Origin of the sequence: Ramlibacter albus (assembly GCF_014297445.1) — a bacterium.
Classification (GTDB): Bacteria; Pseudomonadota; Gammaproteobacteria; order Burkholderiales; family Burkholderiaceae_C; genus Ramlibacter; species Ramlibacter albus.
This window is the reverse complement of record NZ_JACORU010000002.1, coordinates 61240-81413: the sequence shown is the minus strand read 5'-3', so window position 1 is coordinate 81413 and position 20174 is coordinate 61240. Positions and strand designations below refer to the sequence as shown.

Below are 20174 nucleotides of genomic sequence, written 5' to 3'. Positions count from 1 at the left end.
GCCGATCCTAGCGCGCCGCCGCAGCCCGTCAGTACGGCGGGACAAGCCGCCGGAAGCCGTGGGCCAGGACGATTGCCATGAAGAGCGCGTTGCGCACCGGGATGCCCGGCACGAAGTAGCCGGGGCACTTGCCCTGCGTGGCCAGTGCGTCACCCAGCCTCTCGACCCACGTGACGCTGCGCGGCCAGTCGGCGATGCCACGCAAGGCATCGGCCGGGATGCCCTGCTTGCCCACCCGCGCGCCGACGATGCCGCCGTAGATCGCGGCGGTCGTGTCTGTGTCGCCGCCGGCGCCGATGATCTCGCGCAGCCCTGCGGAGATGTCGTCCGGGTGGCGGAACCAGACGTGCAGCACGCAGGGCACCGTGTGCAGCATGTAGCCGCTGATGCCGCCGCGCGAGCCCAGCGCGGCGGCGAAGATGCCCACGGCCTCCTTGGCCGCCGAGGCCTTGGCTGCATGGCGCGCGAGCGTCACCGTCTCTTCGCCAACCCCGAGCGCGGCGAGCTTGTTGATGAACGCTTCCGGCGACATCGGCGCGCAGGTCTCCGCCCAGTGCGCCGCGAGCGCGACCGCGAGCGCGCCGTCGCAGGCCTTGGGGTCGGTGTGCGTGATGCACGTGGAGCGGCGCACGAACGCCTTCATCTTCTCGGGGTCGTGCCCCCAGGCCACGCCGATGATCGCGCTGCGCATCGCCGGGCCGTTGCCGGCGGAGAACACGCCGCTCTTGTCCGGCGGGAAACCGATGCAGGACTTGACGATCGCCCGCAGCGTCGCGAGCCCGATCCCCGCCGGCAGGCCGAGGAACCACCAGCGCAGCGATGCGGCCAGCAAGCGCCCGAACTTGTCCACGTCGTCGCCTGCGAGCAGCAGCGCACGCGCCGTGAAGCACGCGTGCTCGGTGTCATCGGAAACCATGCCGTGCCCCGGCAGCAGGTGATGGCGCATCGGGTCGCCGAACATGCGCGCCGCACGCCGCGCGCTCAGGCCTTCATACGGCAACCCCAGCGAGTCGCCCACGGCGGTGCCGAGCAGGCAACCGGTGGCGGCGCGGGCGTCCATGGTGCGGGCTAGGATGCCGTGCCCGCCGACGTGAGTCAATGAGGGCGCACCGCAGTTCGCCGGGCGCGGATCGCGGATTTCCCCGGGTTTTCAGACTTCAGTCTCATTTAACTCTAGCGGTTAAATCCGGTTGAATCCGGCGATGGCCGACCACCATCTCTATCCTCGCAGGGAGCTCGCGACGCACTATCTCCAACTGCTGCTCGACCGGCCTCATGGTGCGCTGAGCCTCTTCGGTCCGCGGCAGATCGGCAAGACCACCTTCATTACCGGCGACCTGTCCGCGCTGGCGAGCTCACGCAAGATCCAGCCGGTCTACATCGACCTCATGGCGGCCGTCGACAAACTCGAAGCCATCAACGGAGCACTGCGCGAAGCCGCGTATGCACTCAAGTCGCGCCGCTCGCAGGAGCGCTTGCGCGGGGTGAAAGCGCTGGGGGTGGGCGTCGACTTCGAGGCTGCTGCACAGGCGCCAACCAGCTCCGACCCGGGCCAGCAGCTTCAACACCTCATGGCCGACCTCCTGCGCCAGCCGGGCGTCCAGCGCGTCCTCCTTCTCCTGGACGAGGTCCAGGAGCTCGCGCAGAGCAAGGACGGAGACGCCACGATGAAGGCAGTGCGGGCGGTCGCGAACAAGCACAAGGCCGATGGGCGCGTCCTGATGCTGATGACGGGTTCGTCTCGCGAGGGGCTGGCGCGCCTCTTCGCCGCCCACGGCAGACCGAGTTTCGGGCTGGCCGAGCGACAGGACTTTCCTGTCCTGGGGCGCGACTACGTCGAGTACGTCGTGCACCGTGCCAACGAGCCGCGATCGCGGGGCCACAAGCTCAAGGTCGACGAGTTCGTGGAAGCCTTCGGCATGATGGACCATCGCCCCGCGGACCTCGAAGCCTTCGTCGGCCACGTCGCCACATACAACGTCCGCGACGTGGTTGGCGCGGTGCCGTCCTTCCTGAAGGCCCGGTACCCGACCGACCAGCTCGAGCAGCGATATTCGGCGATGACGCCTTTGCAGCGCATCCTGTTGGCGCATATCGCCAACGGTGCAACGGAGTTGACTGGCCAGTCGATGATCAGGACGGTTGTCGAGCAGCTCGGCACGTCCGTGACGCCGGCCGGCGTACGCAAGGCCCTCACGAGATTGCCGGGCGACATACTGGCGAACCCCCATCGGGGCAGCTACGTCATCGTCGACCCGATATTCGCAGGTTGGCTGAAAAGCAGGATCAGTTAGGCTGCGCCACATGCCCAACGGCCACGGCTTCTCCTACCCCTACGGCTTCTCGATGGTGGTGCACCCCATCCTCGCGCTGGCGATCGGTGCGGGTGCCGGCAAGTGGTGGGGCTGGCTGCTGACGGGCGTCGCGGCCGCGCTGCTCGTGGCGTTCGCGTGGGAGGCGGCGAGCCGCAGCGAATACGAGAAGATCCGCGCCAACGACCCGTCGACCACGCGCTACTCGTGGGTGGTCAACTGGCTGCTCTTCTTCGCCTTTCCGGCGCTGATGGTGACGCTATGGGGCGTCGCGGCCAACCTGCGCCGCTGAAGGAAGCCTCAGACCTTCCACTTCTCCAGCAGCTTGCCCGGGCGCATCGCGTCGTAGTGCTCGAAGGGCTGGTGGATCCACGGGTTGGTGGGAAGGAACTCGACGGAGTAGTCCGGCGTGAAGGTGGAAAGCCCCTTGGTCCAGATCACCGCGCTGCGCAGCTCGCTGATCGGCTTGTACGAGTTGCGCAGCAGGTCCACCACCTTGTGCAGCGTATGGCCCGAGTCCGCCAGGTCGTCGACCAGCAGCACCTTGCCCGCGATCTCGCCCTTGGGCGTGGTGATGTAGCGCGCGATGTCCAGGTGGCCCTGCACCGTGCCGGCCTCGGCGCGGTAGGAGCTGGTGGACATGATCGCCAGCGGCTTGTCGAAGATGCGCGAGAGGATGTCCCCCGGCCGCATGCCGCCGCGCGCCAGGCACAGGATGGTGTCGAACTCCCAATCCGACTGGTGCACCTTGATCGCGAGCTTCTCGATCAGGTTGTGGTACTCGTCGTAGCTCACGTAGAGGTGCTTGCCGTCTTCCGTCAACATCCGTGTTCTCCTCAGGCCGCCAGGTAGGGGTGGCGCTTCTTGATCGTGTGGTCCCGGTCGGGGCTGGTCGAGATGATATCGATGGGAACGCCCGTCACCTGTTCGATGCGCTGCAGGTACAGCCGCGCATTCACCGGCAGCTTGTCGTACTCGGTGATGCCCACCGTGGACTCGCTCCAGCCCTCCATCGTCTCGTACACCGGCACGCAGCGCGAGATCTCGTCGGCGCCCAGCGGCAGGATGTCCGTGTAGTGGCCGTCGAGCTCGTAGCCCACGCACAGCTCCAGTTCCTTGAGTCCGTCCAGCACGTCCAGCTTGGTGATGCACAGGCCGGTGAGCCCGTTGACCTGCGCGCTGCGCTTGAGCAGCGCCGCGTCGAACCAGCCGCAGCGGCGCGAACGCCCGGTCGTGACGCCCTTCTCCGCGCCCACCGTGGACAGGTGGTAGCCCACCGTGCCGGGCGTCTGCCAATCGAGCTCCGTGGGGAACGGACCGCCACCCACGCGCGTGCAGTACGCCTTGGTGATGCCCAGGATGTAGTGCAGCATGCCCGGGCCCACGCCCGCGCCGGCGGACGCATTGCCCGCCACGCAGTTGCTCGAGGTGACGTACGGGTAGGTGCCGTGGTCCACGTCCAGCAGCGTGCCCTGCGCGCCTTCGAACAGCAGGTTGTCGCCGTGAAAGTGGGCCTCGTTCAGCTCGCGCGAGACGTCGGCCATCATCGGCTTGAGCAGCTCGGCGTGCTTCAGGGCTTCATCCAGCACCGCCTGGCCGTCGACCGCTTGCGCATTGAGGTACTTCGTGAGCACGAAGTTGTGCAGGTCCAGCAGCTCCGTGAGCTTGGTCGCGAAGCGCTTGGGGTCCTTCATGTCCTGCACGCGCAGCGCGCGGCGGGCGATCTTGTCCTCATAGGCCGGGCCGATGCCGCGGCCGGTGGTGCCGATCTTCTCGGTGCCGCCCTGCTCGCGCCGCGTCTCGCGCGCGAGGTCCAATGCGGAGTGGAAGGGCAGGATCAGCGGGCAGGCCTCGCTGATGCGCAGGCGCGAGCGCACCTCCACGCCGGCCTTCTCCAGCCCCTCGATCTCCTCGAGCAGCTTGGCGGGCGACAGCACCACGCCGTTGCCGATGTAGCACTTGACGTGCGGCCGCATGATGCCGCTGGGGATGAGGTGCAGCGCCGTCTTGACGCCGTTGATCACCAGCGTGTGGCCGGCGTTGTGGCCGCCCTGGAAGCGCACCACGCCCTGCGCCATCTCGGTCAGCCAGTCCACCAGCTTGCCCTTGCCTTCGTCGCCCCACTGGGTGCCGACCACGACCACGTTGCGGCCACTCGTATGCGTCATGACTTGCTCTTCGGAAAAAACTAGGGAATTCGGTTCAGAGGGCGCGGACGACCCAGCGGCCGGCCTCGCGCACGAGCTCGCGGTCGCAGTGGAACTCGTCCACTTCGCTTTCGTGGCCGGGCAGCACGCAGACCACGGTTTCGCCTTCTCGGCGCAGCGACGCGACGGCGGCGCGCAGTTCGGCAGCGTTGGCGTCGTCGAGCCAGGGTGCGCGGATGGCGGCGGTGAGCGGCGGCTTGGCGACCACGCCCACCAGTTCCTTCAGGTCGAGGCTGAAGCCGACGGCGGGGCGGTTGCGGCCGAACACGGCGCCCACCTCGTCGTAGCGGCCGCCGCGCACGAGCGCGTCGCTCGCGCCGGGTGTGTAGATGCCGTAGCGGATGCCGCTGTAATACGCGTAGCCGCGCAGGTCGGCAAGGTCGAAGCTCACCGCCGCGCCTTCGACATGCGCCGCGAGCCATTGCAGCTGCTCCAGCGCGGTGGCAACCGGCTTGCTCGCGGGCAGTACTTTCGCGGCTTCGGCGAGCACCTTGGCGTCGCCGTACAGGTTGATCAATGCGCCGAGCCCTTCACGCGCGGCGCTCGGGAAGTCCTTCGTGAGCGAGGCGAGCTCGGTGGCGTCCTTGCTCGCCAGCGCCGCGTGCACGCGCGCGAGGTGCGCGGCGTCCGCAGGCACCCCGGCGAACAGCGCGCGCACGATGCGCGCATCCGCCATGTCCACGGTGACCTTGTCGACCCGCGCGGCCTTGAGCGAATCCAGCGCCAGCAGCAGCGCCTCGAGGTCGGCCTCCAGCCCGGCGTGGCCGTAGATCTCGGCGCCGAACTGCAGCGGCTCGCGCGTGGCATGCGGGCGGTCGGGGCGGGTGTGCAGCACGGGGCCGCAGTAGCAAAGGCGCGTGACGCCCTGGCGATTGAGCAGGTGCGCGTCGATGCGGGCGACCTGCGGGGTGGTGTCCGCCCGCAGGCCCATCATGCGGCCCGAGAGCTGGTCGACGAGCTTGAAGGTCTGCAGGTCCAGCGCCTCGCCGGTGCCGGTGAGGAGGGACTCGAGGTGTTCCAGCAGCGGCGGCATCACCAGCTCGTAGCCGTAGCCGCGGGCGGTGTCCAGCAGCGTGCGGCGGAGCTCCTCGATGTGCCGTGCCTCGGACGGCAGGACGTCGGCGATGTGATCCGGCAGGACCCAGGCGGACATGGGAAGGGGGGCTGTTAAAAGAGGGATTGTACCGGCTGGGCTCGGTACAAACCCGCAGGCCGGCCGAGCGCCGCCGTCAGCGCTTCAGGCCGAAGGCGCCGAGCAGCTGCTCGGTGTTCTTCTGCATCTGCTCCTGCATCTTCTCGAACGCGGTCATGCCCTGCATCAGCGGGTTGGGCACGTTCATGAACTGCGACCACATCTCGGGCGTCATCGTCTTGCTCTGCTCGGCCATCTTGGCCTGCAGGTCGGTGAAGGCCTGCACGTTCTTCTCGAGGTAGCTGCCCATGAAGCCCTGCATCGCATGGCCGTAGAAGCGGATGATGTTGGCCAGCGCCGCCTCGCTGAACATCGGCGCGCCGCCCGCCTCCTCCTCCAGGATGATCTGCAGCAGGATGCTGCGCGTGAGGTCCTCGTTGGTCTTGGCGTCGCGCACGGTGAACGGCTCGGCGTCCATCACGAGCTGCTTGACGTCGGCCAGCGTGATGTAGGTGGAGGTGTCGGTGTCGTAGAGGCGCCGGTTGGGGTACTTCTTGATCACGCGCTGGGCCGGCTTGGCCGTGCCGTTGCTTTTCTTGGTGGTCACCGGGATCTCCTGCACGGCCTGCGGGCGGGCCGCCTCATCTTGCATTGCAGCAGATTCTAGGGAGCGGGGCCTTGAGGGGGCCCAAGGTTTTCCCTACAGCAGGAATACGTACCGTCGCGCTCACTCTGCGCCGGAGAGGATGGCGATGATGTCCTGCCTGTCTCCGAGCAGCCTCACCACGTCCAGCGACTCGGCGGCCTCGAAGTAGAACCACTGGAGGGGAAAGCCCGACACCCGCCAGGCCCGCAGCCCCGGGATCTCGCAGGCGATGCCCAGCCGCGGTGAACCGAGCTGCGGCATCCGTTCGAGCGGCTTGAGCGCCGCGATCGCGGCGTCGATCAATCGCTCGCCCAGCTGCGTACCGCCTTCGCGCGCGTAGTACTGCGCGATCTCCACGAGATCGTCCTCGGCCTGCGGCCGGAGGAGCGCGGGCTTCAATGGCGCGGGCCCAAGGCTCGCTTCTTCAACTCCGCAGCTACCTTGGGTGTGAGTGCACGTCCGGCGCCCGATCGCAAACCCTCTTCGATGAGGTCGCGAAGGCGCTTCCTGGCCTGCTCTTCCTGGTCGCGGCGAACGAGATCGCGGATGTACTCGCTGGTGTTGCCGTATTCGCCGGACCGCACACGCTTCTCGATGTAGCTGCGCAGCTCGTCCGGCAGTGCGAAGCTCATGGTCGTCGTGCTCATGACGCCATGATCGGGCGGTTATCAATAGTTGTCAATCTCGGGCGGGAATGCGCGCGGGGAGGCGGGCAAACAGGAGATTGGTAGGCGCGATTGGACTCGAACCAACGACCCCCACCATGTCAAGGTGGTGCTCTAACCAGCTGAGCTACGCGCCTGGGGTGTTGAGCCCGCGATTGTAGCAGGCTTCGTTGTGGCAGGATTCGCACGATGCCGCAATCGGTCCAGGTCAACGCGCTCGTGGTCGACGACGACCCGCTGATCCTCGCCATCCTCTCGCGCTTCCTCGACTCGCGCGGCTGGCGCGTGGCCACGGTGCCGGACGGCAAGGCGGCACTCGAAGCGCTCGACCGCGACGACACGATCAACCTCGTGGTCACCGACCGCGTGATGCCCGTGATGGACGGCCTTGCCCTCGCCCGCGCGATCCGCGCACGGCCTTCGAAGTCGTACGTGTACTGCATCATGCTCACGTCCGCGAGCCAGCAGGAGTCCCTCGTCGCCGCAATGGAAGCCGGCGTGGACGATTTCGTCGGCAAGCCGGTGAGCCTGCCCGAACTCGGCGCGCGCCTGCATGCGGCCGAACGCGTGCTGGCATTGGAAGCGGGCCTGGCCGCGCGCAACGAAAGCCTCGCCAAGGCGTACGCGCAACTCAGCCGCGAACTCGATCTCGCGCGCGAGCTGCAGGTCGGGCAACTGCCGTTGCCCGCGGCATTCGGCAACCTGCGCTTCGAAGGCCTGCTGGTGCCATCGAGTTTCGTGGGCGGCGACATGTTCGACTGGTTCCGCATCGGCACGGGTCACGTCGCGTTCCATGTGGTGGACGTCAGCGGACACGGCGTGGCCGCCGCGATGCTTGCCTTCAACGCGCAGAACCTCGTGCACACGGTTTCGCAGGAACATGGGCACCTGCTGGCCGCCGGCGCGGCGCCGGAAGCGGTGGCGAAGTCCATCGTCACGGAGTTCAACCGCCGTTTCCTCGCCATGAAGGACACGAGCCTGTACCTCACGCTGGCCTTCGGGATCGCGGACATGCAGACGGGCGATGCAGCGCTGGTGCAGGCGGGCCACCCGGCGCCCTTGCATGCCGCGGCACCCGGCGCGGCGTTTCGCGCGATCGGCGAAGGCGGGGTGCCCATCGGCATGCTGCCGGACCCCGGCTACGAGTCCCTGCCGGTGAAGCTCGCGCCGGGCGCGCGCCTCGCGATCTATTCCGACGGCATCACCGAATGCACCAATGCACAGGGCGAGCTTTTCGGCGAGCAGCGCCTGAAGGAACTGCTGGCCGCCGCGCAGGGGCGGCCCGCCGGCGAAGTGTCGCAATTGCTGCGCACCACGCTGCAGGCCTGGCGCGGCGCGCCGGCCTTCGACGACGACGTGACGTGCCTGCTGGTGGACGTGGGCTGAAGATGGCGAAGTGGATGGCGGCGGTCACGGCCATGGCGGTGCTGCCCTGCGCGGCCCAGTGGCGGCTCGTGCACGAGGAGAACTTCGCTTCCGGCGCACCGCTGGACACCTCGTACTGGTCCATAGAGACAGGCATGCACCGCAACCGCGAAGCGCAGTACTACCTGCCGGACAACGTGCGGGTCGCGAACGGCATGCTCACGATCGAAGCGCGCAGGCAGGAAGTGCCGAATGCCGCGTACAAGCCCGGCAGCCGCTCGTGGCGCACCGAGAAGCGCACGGCGCAGTACACGTCCGGCTCGCTCGCGGCGAAGCAGCCCCTGCACTTCGGCCGCGTCGAGGTCGTGGCCCGCGGGCCTTCGGGTGCGGGGGTGTGGCCGGCGATCTGGCTGCTACACGAAAGCGCGGGCGTGTATGGCGAGATCGATCTCTTCGAAGCCGTCGGCAAGCACCCGGACACCACCTTCGCCGGCGTGCACTGGGGCAGCGAGCCGCGCACGCGGCAGCACCGCAACTCGAGCCTCCTGCTGCCGAAGTTCGAGAACAACTGGCACACGCACGTGCTGGAGTGGACGCCGCAGCGCATCGCCGTCACCGTGGACGGCCGGCCCGTCTTCTCCTTCGACCCCTCCGACGCGGCGCGCCCGGGGCACGACCCCTTGCGAAAACCCATGCACCTGCGCATCAACCTCGCGCTCGGCGGCAGCTGGGGCGGGCCCATCGACGACAGCAAGCTGCCCGCGCGGCTGGACATCGCCTCGGTCCGCGTCTGGCGCTGGGAGCCCGAGAGCCTGGCGGCGATCGAGCCGCCGACGATCCCTTCACGCCTGCGCGCGCCCGGCCCCTCGGCACCCGCGGCCCTCACAGCGCAAACGGATGCCGATCCCGGCGGCGCGGGCGTGCCGGGCAGCGGCCCGCCGGCGCTGTCGGACGCACCCGCACCGGCGCCGAGGTGGGGCCGGTGATGCGGGTGCCGGCGAGAACCGGCAGCCCATCGCACGGCGGCTTCAGCACTTCGCGCTGCGCTGCATTGCGCGCCTGCGTCGTCGCCTGTTTCGCCGCGCCCGGGGCGCCCGCGCTGGCGCAAACGGACGCGCCGCTGCCGGCCGCGCAGCGCGGCGGCACCTTTGTCGAACCGCCCGCCGTGATCGACCCCGCGTACATCCCGAGCGGCCCGAACGCTCCTGCGCGGGCAGCCGGCAGCGGCGCCCCTCTCACGCTGCGCCTCGCACTCGAGCTTCCGCTCGACGCCGCCGCACGTGGCGTGGGCATCGGCCGCCAGGGCTCGCGCAGCTCCCGCGGCGCGACGCTGCAGGCGGAGCTCACCTGGCGTTCGGCCGCGTACCCGGGATGGTTCGCGCAGGGCCGGTTCTTCCGCGACCTCTCCGGTGGCCGCCAGCCCTGGCACCCGGACGTGGCGTACGCATTCGGCTACGAGCGCTACGAGCCGGGTACTTTCAGCCTCGTGTACAGCAACTACACCGGCACGCGCCTGCACCCGCTGCGCCTGAACTTCAACGAGGGGCAGCTCTCGGCGGGCTACAAGTTCGCCTTGCCCGAGGCGGTGCAACCGCTCCTGCTCGCGGGCGACGGAGACACTGCGCTGTGCAGCGCCAACCTGCAGTGGACCGGGCACTACAACGAGGCCGCGACCGGCGCGCCCCGCGACGGCCGTCCTTCCATCGCCCTGGGCTGCCGATACACGCACCCCAGCGGCTGGTTCGGCCACTTCACGGCGCTGGCGTGGCGGCGCAGCGAGCAGCAGCCGTGGGACCCCGATTTCACCTACGGCCTCGGCTATGCGCCGCCGCAGTGGCCCGGCTTCGTGGTGGAGTACGCCAACTACTCCGGCAACCGGTGGCCCGGCCGCGACGCGGCGCCCGGCGAAGGCCGGCTGCGCAGCGGCAGCCTGCTGCTGGGGTGGACCACAAGTTTCTAGTGTTGTGTTGGAATGATGGGCGAACGAGAAGAAGGTGGCCGCATGGACATGCAGGTGATCGAACAGGACAACGCGACCGTCATCGTGCCGACGCTGCGTCGGCTCGACGCCGCCGTCGCCCCCGCTTTCAAGCAGGACGTGGTGGCGCGGGTGCAGGCCGGCGCCACCCGCCTCGTGGTGGACCTGGAGCAGGTCGAGTTCGTGGATTCGAGCGGCCTGGGCGCCCTCGTCTCCATCCTCAAGTCGCTGGGCGGCCGCGGCGCCGTCGCGGTGTGCAACGTGAAGGGGCCGGTGCTCAACCTGTTCAAGCTCACGCGCATGGACAAGGTGTTCACCATCGCGGGCACGCGCGCCGAGGCCGTGGCGCGGCTGGGCGCCTGAGCATGGTGCGGCGGCTGCGGGTGGCCCTCACCTTGCAGGAAGCGGGCCGCCTCGCGGCGCTGGTGCGCGAGAGCCTGCCTGCCACGCTGGGCGACGAACAGCGCGACCTGATGGAAGTGGGCCTGGCCGAGGCGCTGACCAACATCGTCAAGCACGGGCACGGCGGGCACGAAGGCCATGACGTGGAGCTGAGCTTCCGGCACAGCGCCGACGCGGTGGACGTGGTGATCATCGACGACGGCCGGCCCATCCCGCCGCACAAGCTGCAGGAGCCGCCCGAGTCGGTGTTCGACTTCGACGAGACCGATGTCGGCTCGCTGCCGGAGAGCGGCATGGGCCTGGCGCTCGTGCGCGCCGCGTTCGACACGCTGGAATACCGCAGCGCGTCGGGCCGCAACGTGATGCACCTGCGCAAGGTTTTGCGGGAGAAGAAGCGTTGAGTTTTTATTTCGAGGCTTTCGAAGATCGCCGGCCGCCCCCTCCACTTCCGTGGTCGCCACGCCTGGAGCTCGCCTGGCAGTTCCTCGTCATCGTCGCGCTCGTGCTGGGCGCCAACTACATCCGCTGGCGCTGGACCGATTCGCTCAACCCCGATGCGCTGTGGTTCGCGATCCCGCTCGCCCTCGCGGAGACGCTGGCCTACATCGGCCTCGTGCTCTTCACCTTCAATCTCTGGCAGGTGCGCGACTTCCCGATGCGAGAGCCGCCCCGCTCCATCGCCGAATGCGTGGACGAGCCCGGCGCGCCCGAGCGGCCGGTGTCGGTGGACGTGTTCATCACCACCTACAACGAGGAAGAGGAGCTGGTGCGCATCTCGATCCGCGATGCGAAGAAGCTCACCTACCCGCACCCCGTCGACCTGCGCGTGCACGTGCTCGACGACGGGCGCCGGCCGACCATGAAGGCGGTGGCCGACGAGGAAGGCGTCAACTACATCACCCGCAGCAACAACGTCGGCTTCAAGGCCGGCAACCTGCGCAACGCCATGGAGCTCACCAGCGGCGACTTCATCGTGATCTGCGATGCGGACACGCGCCTGTTCCCGACCTACCTCGAGCACACGCTGGGTTATTTCCGCGACAAGGACGTCGCGTGGGTGCAGACGCCGCAGTGGTTCTACGACATCCCCGAAGGCCGGCGCCTGCCCGTAGTGCTCGGCTCGCGGCTCGGCGGCTTCGGCCGTGTCCTGGGCCGAGGCGTCGAGCGCGTGATCGGCCCCGTACGCATCGGCCAGGACCCGTTCGTCAACGACCCGCAGATGTTCTACGACGTCATCATGCGCCGCCGCAACTGGTGCTCGGCCTCGTTCTGCTGCGGGGCCGGCTCGGTTCACCGCCGCGAGGCCGTGATGCAGGCGGCGCTGCGCAGCTTCGGGCTGGCCGTGGACAAGGAAGTGGACCGCTATTCGCGCGAGATCGAGGACGAGCAGCTGCGCGGCGACTTCGCCGACGCGATGCGCACGCAGGTGGTGCTGGAGAAGGAACTCACGCCCTACAAGTTCCATGTGTCCGAGGACATCTACACCTCCATCGTGCTGCACAGCGACGAGGCGCGGCGCTGGAAGAGCGTGCTGCACCCGCAGGTGGAAAGCAGGATGCTGTCGCCGCAGGACCTGCTGACGTGGATGATTCAGCGCTTCAAGTACGCGGGCGGCACGCTGGACATCGCGTTCCACGACAACCCGCTGTTCAAGGGCCGCATGAGCCTGGCGCAGCGCGCGATGTACCTCACCACGATCTGGTCGTACCTGGGGTGCCTGTGGAACATCGTGTTCCTCGTCGCGCCGATCATCTACCTGTTCAGCGGCATCGCGCCGCTCTCGGCGTATTCCACCGCGTTCTACCTGCACGCCCTGCCCTTCATCCTGATGACGGAGCTCGCGTTCCTCGTGGGCACCTGGGGCATCCGCACCTGGGACGGCAAGTCCTCGTACCTGTCGTTCTTCCCGGTGAATTTCCGCGCGCTGTGGACGGTGCTGCGCGGCGAGAAGATCAAGTTCCACGTCACGCCCAAGGACCGGCAGGAGGGCAACTTCCTGAACCTCGTGATGCCGCAGGTGGCCATCATCGTGCTCACGCTCGCGGGGCTGGCGTACGCCGCCTTCCGCGTCTTCGTGCAGGGCGCGGAACACGAACTGCCCAACCTCGTGGTGAACGTGGCCTGGGGTTTGAACAACGTATTTGCCATGCTGCCGCTCGTGCGCGCGGCGGTGTGGGAGCCTGAGGGATTGCCTGCATGACGGATGCGCAAGACAGCAACTGGGCCAAGGCCCGCAGCTCCATCGTGTGGATGCTGGCCATCGTGGTGGCCTTCGGCGCGGTGTGGTGGATCGAGAAGGAGAGCGGCAAGGAGCTGATCGCGAAGACGGCCGCACCACCGCTGCCCACTCTCGCGTCGAGCAAGGACGTTCCGGCGGACCCGGCGCCGCGCCCGCTCACGGCCGACGAGCTGCGCTACGCGAAGACCGCCTGGACCTATTTCGAGAACAACACGGACAAGACCACCGGCCTCACAGGTGCGGTCGACGGCTTCGCCGGCACGACGATGTGGGACGCGGGTTCCGCGTTGATGGCGCTGCTCTCGGCGCACGAACTGGGCCTCGTCGACAAGGCCCGGTTCGACGAGCGCATGTCGCGCGCCCTCGCCTCGCTCGCGAAGCTGCCGCTGTATGCGGCCAGCCTGCCGAACAAGAGCTACGACATCCGCACGCTGGAGATGACCGACTACAACAACAAGCCCTCGCCCAACGGCGTGGGCTGGTCGGCCATCGACGTGGGGCGGCTCATGGTGCCGCTCACGACCATCGCGTGGCGGCATCCGCAGCACACCCCGCAGGCGCGCGCCGTGATCGCGCGCTGGAAGACCGGCCAGCTCGCGCGTGGCGGCCAGTTGTTCGGCATGCAGGCCGGCACCGACGGGCAGGCGCCGCAGTCGCTCCAGGAGGGCCGCCTCGGCTACGAGCAATACGCCGCGCGCACGTTCTACCTGCTCGGGCTGGACGTGGAGCAGGCGCTCGACTGGCGGCCGCACCTGAAGCTGGTGGACGTCGAAGGCGTGCAGGTACCCGTCGATGCGCGCGAGCCGGCGAAGTTCGGCGCGCAGAACTTCGTGGTGAGCGAGCCCTTCATGCTCACCGGCCTGGAGCTGGGCTTCACCGGCAGCGGGCGCGAGGCCGCGTGGCGCGTGTACCGCGCGCAGGAGGCTCGCTGGCGCAAGACGCAGCAGCTCACGGCCGTAACCGAGGACCACGTCGACCGCGCGCCCTGGTTCGTCTACAACGCGGTGCACTCGAACGGCCGCAACTGGGTAGCCGCCAGCGACAAGGGCGAGGAGGCGGCGGCGCTGCGCAACGTGTCGACCAAGGCGGCGTTCGCGTGGCACGCCCTCTACCGCAACGAGTACACGCAGAAGCTCGTGGCCGCGGTCGCGCCGCTCAACGACCCGGCCAAAGGCTGGTACGCCGGGCTGTACGAGCAAGGCGGGCAGCCGAACAAGGCGATCGCGGCGAACACCAACGCAGTCATCCTCGAAAGCCTGGCCTACACCACCCGCGGCACGTTGCTGAGCCCGAGATGATGAGAAGCAGTCTTCGTTCTTTCGCCCTCGCGGTGCTCGTCGCCCTGCCCGCGTGGGCCTGCGCGCAGCAAGCCCTCGGCCAGGCCGACTGCAAGCCCGGCGACGTGCCCGCGGCGCGCTACGAGCGCCGCATCGGCCCGCTCACCGACACCGAGATGCAGATGGCGCGCATCGCGTGGAAGTACTTCGAGAACAACACACAGCCCTCCGGCCTGGCCAATGCAGTCGACAACTACCCCTCGTCGACGATGTGGGACACGGCCTCGTACGTCGGTGCGATCGTCGCCGCGCACCAGCTGGGCATCATCAACGCGCAGCAGGCCGACCAGCGCCTGGGCAAGCTCGTGGAGGCACTCGGCTCGCTTTCGTTCTTTCGCGGCGAATTACCCAACAAGGTCTACCACACGAAGACGCTGGAGAAGGTGGACTACGGCAACAAGCCGGGCGAGATCGGCTTCTCGGCGCTGGACCTCGGCCGCCTGCTCGTGTGGCTGAAGATCGTCAAGGAGCGCTACCCGCAGCATGCCGATGGCATCGACAAGTTCGTGCTGCGCTGGAAGTTCGACAACGTCGTCGACCGCACCGGCATGATGTTCGGCGCGCTCGTGGGCAAGGACCGCAAGACGGAGTACGTGCAGGAAGGCCGGCTCGGCTACGAGGAGTACTCGGCCAAGGGGTTCGAGCTGTGGGGCGTGAACACGGAGCTCGCCTCGCGCGCGGAGCCGTATTCGACGCTGCCGATCTACTGCGTGGAAGTCCCGTACGACGCGCGCGACCCGCGCAAGTACTACCAGCACAACTACGTGGTGTCCGAAAGCTACGTGCTCGACGGCATCGAGTTCAACTGGGACCTCGCGAACGACCGCGGCACCGACGACGCGAAGCACAGCCACCCGTGGATGGCCGGCTTCGCGCACCGCGTCTACCAGGCGCAGGAGAACCGCTTCCGTGCCACCGGCATCCTCACCGCGCGGTCGGAGCACCAACTGGAGCAGGACCCGTATTTCGTCTACGACACCGTGTTCACCGACGGGTATGCGTGGAACACGATCACCGAGGCGGGCAAGTACGTGCCGGAGTTCGCGGCCGTTTCGCTGAAGGCCGCGCTCGGCATGTGGGCGTTGTGGAAGTCGGACTACACCGACCGCCTGTTCAACGCCATCGTGAACCAGCGCGACCCGAACCGTGGTTTCTACGAGGGCGTGCTCGAAAGCGGCAAGGGGCCGATCAAGGCCTTCACCGCCAACAACAACGGGATCATGCTGGCCACGCTGCTGTTCAAGGCACAGGGCAAGCTGCTGCGGTGGGGCCCCGCGCACGAGAGTTTGTGGGACCGCTGCCGCAAGCCGACGCCAACCGGGCTGGAAGCGCGGCCGTGCTGAGCCGCCGCACGTTGCTGGCGTCCGCTGTCGCGTCCGCTGTGTCCGGCTGCGGGGTGGTGCTGCCCCGCGGCACGGGAGCCACCTCCGACACGTTGTCGCCCCTCGACGCCGATGCCGCGATCAGTTTCCGCCGCGCCGGCAGTTCGATCTCGCGCGAGCTGCAATGGGCGCGCACGGCGTGGCGTTATGTGGAGAACAATACCGACGAGAAAACCGGGTTGGTGAACGGCGTCGACCGCTCCGTGGTTTTCACCGCGTGGAACCTCGCCGACGCGATCGCGGCCACCGTCGCCGCGCGCGAGCTGCGCATCATCGAGGCGCGCGAGTTCGACCTGCGCATGTCGCGGCTGCTCGGCTTCGCGGCGACCATGGAGCTTTCCGGCGGCGTGCTGCCCAACAAGGCCTACAACGCGTTCACCGGCAAGATGGTGAACTTCGGCAACCAGCCGGAGGACATCGGCTGGTCGGCGGTCGACACGGGCCGTTTGATGCTGTGGCTGAAGATCGTGGCGCAGCGGCACCCGCAGTTCGCGGAGTATGCGGACAAGGTCGTGCTGCGGTTCGCGTTCTGCGATGTCATCGACGACTGTGGGCGGCTGTTCGGCTCGTCGCGCAGCGGCGGCCAGACGCAGAAATACGCCGAGGGGCGGCTGGGCTACGAGCAGCTCGCCGGCGCGGGCTTCGCCGCGTGGGGCTTCGATGCGGCGCGCTCGACGTCGCTGCCCGCCACGGAGGTCTTCAACATCTACGGCATGCCGGTGCGCCACGATGCGCGCGACCCGCGCACGACCGGCGCGCAGGCGCCGCTGCTCACGATGCCGTTCGTGCTGATGGGCGTGGAGCTCGGCTGGCAGCAGCCCGGCGGCGCCGCGCTCAAGCCCTTGGCCGAGACCTTGTTCAAGGTGCAGGAAGAGCGCTGGCGGCGCGAGAAGGTGCTCACGGCGCGCAGCGATTACCAGACGCCGGACCAGCCTTATGTCGTCCTCGACTCGGTCTACGCCTCCGGCTATCCCTTCAACACCATCGCCTCCGACGGGCGCCACTTCGAGCGGCTCGCCCTCGTCAACACCCGTGCCGCGTTCGGCATGTGGGCACTGTGGGGCGGCGAGTACGGCGACCGCTTGATCGACGGCGTGAAGTTCCTCTACGACCCGGACCGCGGGTGGTACGAAGGCCGCTTCGAGACGGGCGCGCCGCACCCGTTCCTCACGCTCTCGACCAACGCTGCCATCCTCGAGGCGTTGCTGTTCAAGGCGACCGGCGCGCCATTGTGGAAACCGGTGCAGGCGGACGGCCCGTTTCGGGTGCAGTCGAGCGACCCCTATGCCAAGTTGAACAAGTGTTGGCCGAAAGAACGAGTGTCATGCCGGGCATGACAGCCCCTCAACGCCTGCGAGCCGACCGCACACCCTGCACTTCCCCCACGATCCCGAGCACCTTCGCCAGCTTCGCCGAGTCGGCCACCTCCACCGTGAACGTCATCCACGCCGTCCCCTTGACGGACTGCGTCTGCACGCCGATGACATTCATCTTCTCCTTGGCGAACACTTCGGAGATGTCGCGCAGCAGCCCCTGCCGGTCCGCGGCCTCGACGGACACGTCGACCGGGTAGACCGCCCCGCCGTCCTTCTGCGGCTTGCCCCACTCCACCTCGATCACGCGCTCCTGCGCTCGGGCCGCCATCTCGCGGAAATTCGCGCAGTCGCGCCGGTGGATGCTCACGCCCTTGCCGCGCGTGACGAAGCCGCTGATCGCGTCCGGCGGCGCGGGCTTGCAGCACTTGGCCAGCTGCGTCATGAGCGAATCGATGCCTACGACCAGCACGCCGCCCTTGGGCGACTTCTCCGGTGCACGCGGCTTCTTCAGCAGGAACTCGTCCTGCGGCAGCTGCTCCACCGGGGGGTGCAAGACGGTCTCGATGTTCTTCAGCGAGAACTCGTCCTTGCCCACCACATAGAACAAGTCCTCGGCCGCCTTGAACCCCAGCTTCTCCGCCAGGTCCTCCAGCTTGATCGCCGTCTTGCCTTCGCGCTGCAGCAGCTTCTCGACCATCTCGCGGCCACGCGCCACGGTCTCGTGCTTCGCCTGCTCGTTGAACCACGCGCGCACCTTGGCCTTCGCGCGGTTGCTGGCCAGGAAGCCGAGCTCGTTGTTCAGCCAGTCGCGGGACGGCCCGCCTTCCTTCACCGCGACGATCTCCACCGTCTGGCCGTTGTGCAGCGGCGTGTTCAGCGGCACCATCGCGCCGTCCACGCGCGCACCGCGGCAGCGATGGCCGAGGCTGGTGTGCACGGAGTACGCGAAATCGACCGGCGTCGCGCCCTGCGGCAGCTCCACGATCGACGCCTGCGGCGTCAGCACGTAGATGCGGTCCTCGAACAGGCCCTCGCCCGGGCCCGCGCCGGTGAGGTCGCGCTCCCAAGCCAGCAGCTGGCGCAGCACCGCGATCTTCGCGTCGTACTCGCCGCTCGCCGCCACGCCGCCATAGCCCTTGGTGCCCGCCTCCTTGTACGCCCAGTGCGCGGCCACGCCGTGCTCGGCATGCTCGTGCATCGCGCGGGTGCGGATCTGGATCTCGATGGGCCGGCCCTCGTCGTCGCGCACGATGGTGTGCAGGCTCTGGTAGCCGTTGGCCTTGGGTTTCGCGATGTAGTCGTCGAACTCCTCCACCATCGGCGAGAACTGCGAGTGCACCCACGACAGCGCCGCATAGCAGTCCTTCACCTCGGGCACGATCACGCGCAGCGCCCGCACGTCGAACACGTGCGCGAAGTCGAGCGACTTGCCGCGCATCTTGCGCACGATGCTGTAGATGTGCTTGGGCCGCCCGTGCACCTCGGCGCGGATGCCCTGCGCCTTCAGTTCCTGCTCGACGAAGGTGCGCAGGTGCTCGACGTAGTTCTCGCGCTCCATGCGCTTCTCGTCGAGCAGCTTCGCCACCTGCTTGTAGGTGTCCGGCTCGAGGAAGCGGAAGGCCAGGTCCTCCATCTCCCACTTCATCTGCCAGATGCCCAGCCGGTTGGCCAGCGGCGCGAACACGTGCAGCGACTCGCGCGCCACGCTGGGCGGGCACGGCTTCTTGGTCGCGGCGTAGTAGCGCAGCGTCTGCAGGCGCGACGCAAGCCGCAGCATCACCACGCGCAAATCGCGCGAGAACGCGAGCAGCATCTTGCGCACGTTCTCGGTCTGGGTGCGCACGTCCAGCGCGATGTGCGCCGTCTCCTCCGCGTCGCGCGCCTGCGCCTGCACGCGCACGAGCTTCACGGTCTCGATGGCGAGCGCCGCGTAGCTTTCGCCGAACGCCTTGGCGATCACCTCCTGCGGCTTGGCCAGGTGCGGCGCGGCATAGACGAGGTAGCTCGCGGCCTGCATCGCCTCGGAGCCGCCCATGCCCTTGAGGATGCCGGCCACGGCATCGGCATGCGCCAGCGTGTTCTCGCCGGTGTCCAGCGCCTCGTGGGCAATGAAGGGTTCCGCGAAGGTGCGTGCGCGGGAAAGCGCGTTCGCCTGCTGGGGCAGCTGCTGCTCGGCGGCCGCCACCAGCTCGGGGACGGCGACTTCAACCTGTTCCGCGGCGTGGCTTTTCATCGGTTGCGTTGTCCAGGAGGAACGAGGCCACGGCCTCGACCTGTTCATCTGCGATCAAGGTGGGGGCATGGCCCACGCCTTCAAATTCGACGAGTCGGGCTTTAGGCCCCCGCTCGGTCATCTGCCGCGCCGTCTCCGGCGACAGCAGGTCCGACTGCGCGCCGCGAAGCAGCAGCGTGTCGGCCTTGATGTTGTCGTAGGCCGCCCAGAGCGCGGCCTGCCCCTGCGCCGCGGCCTCTTCGGTCAGCGAGCGGAAGGGCACCGCGATGTTGGGGTCGTAATGCAGCGTGAAGCCGCCTTCGGCATGCGGCTTCACCATGGCCTGAGACAGCGCCAGCCACTGCTCGGGCGTGTGCGGGCCGAAGCTTTGCGAGATGGCCCACATCGCGTCCGCGGCCTGCTGCACGCTCTCGAAGCGGCCCGTGTTGCCGAGGTAGGTGCCGATGCGCTGGAGGGCCTGCCATTGGATCACCGGGCCCACATCATTGAGCACCAGCTTGCGCACGGGTACCGGCAGCGGCAGGTTGGGCGTGCCGCAGATGCCCATGCCGATCAGCCCGCCCATGCTGGTGCCCACCCAGTCGAGCGTGGCGATGGGCGCTTGCGCGTGAAGCTGCCCGATCATCTGCAGCATGTCGGCCACATAGGTCGGCACCTGGTAGCCCGCGGGGTCGGCCAGCCGGTCGCTGCGGCCCCGCCCCACCACGTCCGGGCAGGCGATGCGCAGCGGCGCCTTCGAGCGGGCCAGCAGGCCCTGCGCCAGCACGTCGAAATCGCGGCCCTGGCGCGACAGGCCGTGCACGCACACGACGACGTGGGGCGCGGCTTCGTCGCCCCACTGCCAGTAAGCCATGCGGTGGCTGCCGGCCGCGTCGCGGCAGGTTACGTAGTTCAGCGTAGGTGCGGCCATGGCAATATCGAGTGGCGGATACTGCTTCGTTCGTTTTCGGATGAGCACCA

Annotated in this window: 20 protein-coding genes and 1 tRNA gene; 11 read left to right on the top strand and 10 right to left on the bottom strand. The window is 68.3% G+C overall.

What is annotated here, in order from left to right; all coding sequences use genetic code 11:
• Window positions 1-28: 28 nt before the first annotated feature.
• The gene (locus tag H8R02_RS07200; RefSeq protein WP_187080704.1) at window positions 29-1060 is read right to left on the bottom strand and encodes an ADP-ribosylglycohydrolase family protein; all 1032 of its coding nucleotides are present in this window, start codon (window positions 1058-1060) and stop codon (window positions 29-31) included.
• Between the two features lie 142 nt (window positions 1061-1202).
• On the opposite strand from H8R02_RS07200, the gene H8R02_RS07195 reads away from it, so the two are divergent.
• On the top strand, window positions 1203-2294 hold the full coding sequence (locus tag H8R02_RS07195; protein ID WP_187080703.1) for an ATP-binding protein: 1092 nt from the start codon (window positions 1203-1205) through the stop codon (window positions 2292-2294).
• A gap of 10 nt (window positions 2295-2304) precedes the next feature.
• Window positions 2305-2604, top strand: coding sequence for a hypothetical protein (locus tag H8R02_RS07190; protein WP_187080702.1), 300 nt, complete (start codon window positions 2305-2307; stop codon window positions 2602-2604).
• Between the two features lie 8 nt (window positions 2605-2612).
• Here the strand turns inward: H8R02_RS07190 and H8R02_RS07185 are convergent, their stop codons facing one another.
• The 7 genes from H8R02_RS07185 to H8R02_RS07155 all read right to left on the bottom strand — a co-directional run bounded on the left by H8R02_RS07185 (window position 2613) and on the right by H8R02_RS07155 (window position 7099).
• Window positions 2613-3137 carry a phosphoribosyltransferase gene (locus H8R02_RS07185; protein ID WP_187080701.1) on the bottom strand — a complete coding sequence of 175 codons (525 nt, stop codon included), beginning with the start codon at window positions 3135-3137 and terminating at the stop codon, window positions 2613-2615.
• A gap of 11 nt (window positions 3138-3148) precedes the next feature.
• Window positions 3149-4480 (bottom strand): adenylosuccinate synthase, encoded by a 1332-nt coding sequence (locus H8R02_RS07180; RefSeq protein WP_187080700.1) that lies wholly within the window; start codon window positions 4478-4480, stop codon window positions 3149-3151.
• A gap of 34 nt (window positions 4481-4514) precedes the next feature.
• A complete protein-coding gene (locus H8R02_RS07175) occupies window positions 4515-5672 on the bottom strand; it encodes an ATP phosphoribosyltransferase regulatory subunit (protein WP_187080699.1) in 1158 nt (385 codons plus the stop codon).
• Window positions 5673-5748: 76 nt separating this feature from the next.
• Window positions 5749-6303, bottom strand: a complete 555-nt coding sequence (gene phaR / locus H8R02_RS07170; protein WP_187080698.1) for a polyhydroxyalkanoate synthesis repressor PhaR — start codon at window positions 6301-6303, stop codon at window positions 5749-5751.
• Between the two features lie 75 nt (window positions 6304-6378).
• Window positions 6379-6696, bottom strand: coding sequence for a type II toxin-antitoxin system RelE/ParE family toxin (locus H8R02_RS07165; protein WP_187080697.1), 318 nt, complete (start codon window positions 6694-6696; stop codon window positions 6379-6381).
• Window positions 6693-6944 (bottom strand): type II toxin-antitoxin system ParD family antitoxin, encoded by a 252-nt coding sequence (locus H8R02_RS07160; RefSeq protein ID WP_187080696.1) that lies wholly within the window; start codon window positions 6942-6944, stop codon window positions 6693-6695. Before H8R02_RS07160 ends, H8R02_RS07165 begins: the two co-directional genes overlap by 4 nt.
• 78 nt (window positions 6945-7022) lie before the next feature.
• Window positions 7023-7099: transfer RNA gene (locus tag H8R02_RS07155), tRNA-Val, on the bottom strand.
• A 52-nt stretch (window positions 7100-7151) separates the two neighbouring features.
• Between H8R02_RS07155 and H8R02_RS07150 the strand changes: the two genes are divergently transcribed.
• From H8R02_RS07150 to H8R02_RS07110, 9 genes are read left to right on the top strand one after another with little or no spacing between them, the layout of a single operon-like run.
• Window positions 7152-8348, top strand: coding sequence for a PP2C family protein-serine/threonine phosphatase (locus H8R02_RS07150; RefSeq protein WP_187080695.1), 1197 nt, complete (start codon window positions 7152-7154; stop codon window positions 8346-8348).
• Window positions 8349-8350: 2 nt separating this feature from the next.
• The gene (locus tag H8R02_RS07145) at window positions 8351-9313 is read left to right on the top strand and encodes a glycoside hydrolase family 16 protein (RefSeq protein WP_187080694.1); all 963 of its coding nucleotides are present in this window, start codon (window positions 8351-8353) and stop codon (window positions 9311-9313) included.
• Between the two features lie 5 nt (window positions 9314-9318).
• Entirely contained in the window at window positions 9319-10287 is a 969-nt protein-coding gene (locus H8R02_RS07140; RefSeq protein ID WP_187080693.1) for a hypothetical protein, read from the top strand.
• A 42-nt stretch (window positions 10288-10329) separates the two neighbouring features.
• Window positions 10330-10668, top strand: a complete 339-nt coding sequence (locus tag H8R02_RS07135) for an STAS domain-containing protein (RefSeq protein WP_187080692.1) — start codon at window positions 10330-10332, stop codon at window positions 10666-10668.
• A 20-nt stretch (window positions 10669-10688) separates the two neighbouring features.
• Window positions 10689-11108 (top strand): ATP-binding protein, encoded by a 420-nt coding sequence (locus H8R02_RS07130; protein ID WP_187080691.1) that lies wholly within the window; start codon window positions 10689-10691, stop codon window positions 11106-11108.
• Window positions 11105-12907, top strand: coding sequence for a glycosyltransferase family 2 protein (locus H8R02_RS07125; RefSeq protein ID WP_187080690.1), 1803 nt, complete (start codon window positions 11105-11107; stop codon window positions 12905-12907). Before H8R02_RS07130 ends, H8R02_RS07125 begins: the two co-directional genes overlap by 4 nt.
• The gene (locus H8R02_RS07120; protein ID WP_187080689.1) at window positions 12904-14244 is read left to right on the top strand and encodes a DUF3131 domain-containing protein; all 1341 of its coding nucleotides are present in this window, start codon (window positions 12904-12906) and stop codon (window positions 14242-14244) included. The genes H8R02_RS07125 and H8R02_RS07120 overlap by 4 nt, the downstream gene beginning before the upstream one ends.
• Window positions 14241-15626 carry a DUF3131 domain-containing protein gene (locus tag H8R02_RS07115; protein ID WP_222622391.1) on the top strand — a complete coding sequence of 462 codons (1386 nt, stop codon included), beginning with the start codon at window positions 14241-14243 and terminating at the stop codon, window positions 15624-15626. Before H8R02_RS07120 ends, H8R02_RS07115 begins: the two co-directional genes overlap by 4 nt.
• A complete protein-coding gene (locus H8R02_RS07110; protein WP_187080688.1) occupies window positions 15620-17002 on the top strand; it encodes a DUF3131 domain-containing protein in 1383 nt (460 codons plus the stop codon). Before H8R02_RS07115 ends, H8R02_RS07110 begins: the two co-directional genes overlap by 7 nt.
• 7 nt (window positions 17003-17009) lie before the next feature.
• Here the strand turns inward: H8R02_RS07110 and H8R02_RS07105 are convergent, their stop codons facing one another.
• On the bottom strand, window positions 17010-19214 hold the full coding sequence (locus tag H8R02_RS07105; RefSeq protein ID WP_187080687.1) for a RelA/SpoT family protein: 2205 nt from the start codon (window positions 19212-19214) through the stop codon (window positions 17010-17012).
• The gene (locus tag H8R02_RS07100) at window positions 19186-20124 is read right to left on the bottom strand and encodes an alpha/beta fold hydrolase (RefSeq protein WP_187080686.1); all 939 of its coding nucleotides are present in this window, start codon (window positions 20122-20124) and stop codon (window positions 19186-19188) included. Before H8R02_RS07100 ends, H8R02_RS07105 begins: the two co-directional genes overlap by 29 nt.
• Between the last annotated feature and the right edge of the window lie 50 nt (window positions 20125-20174).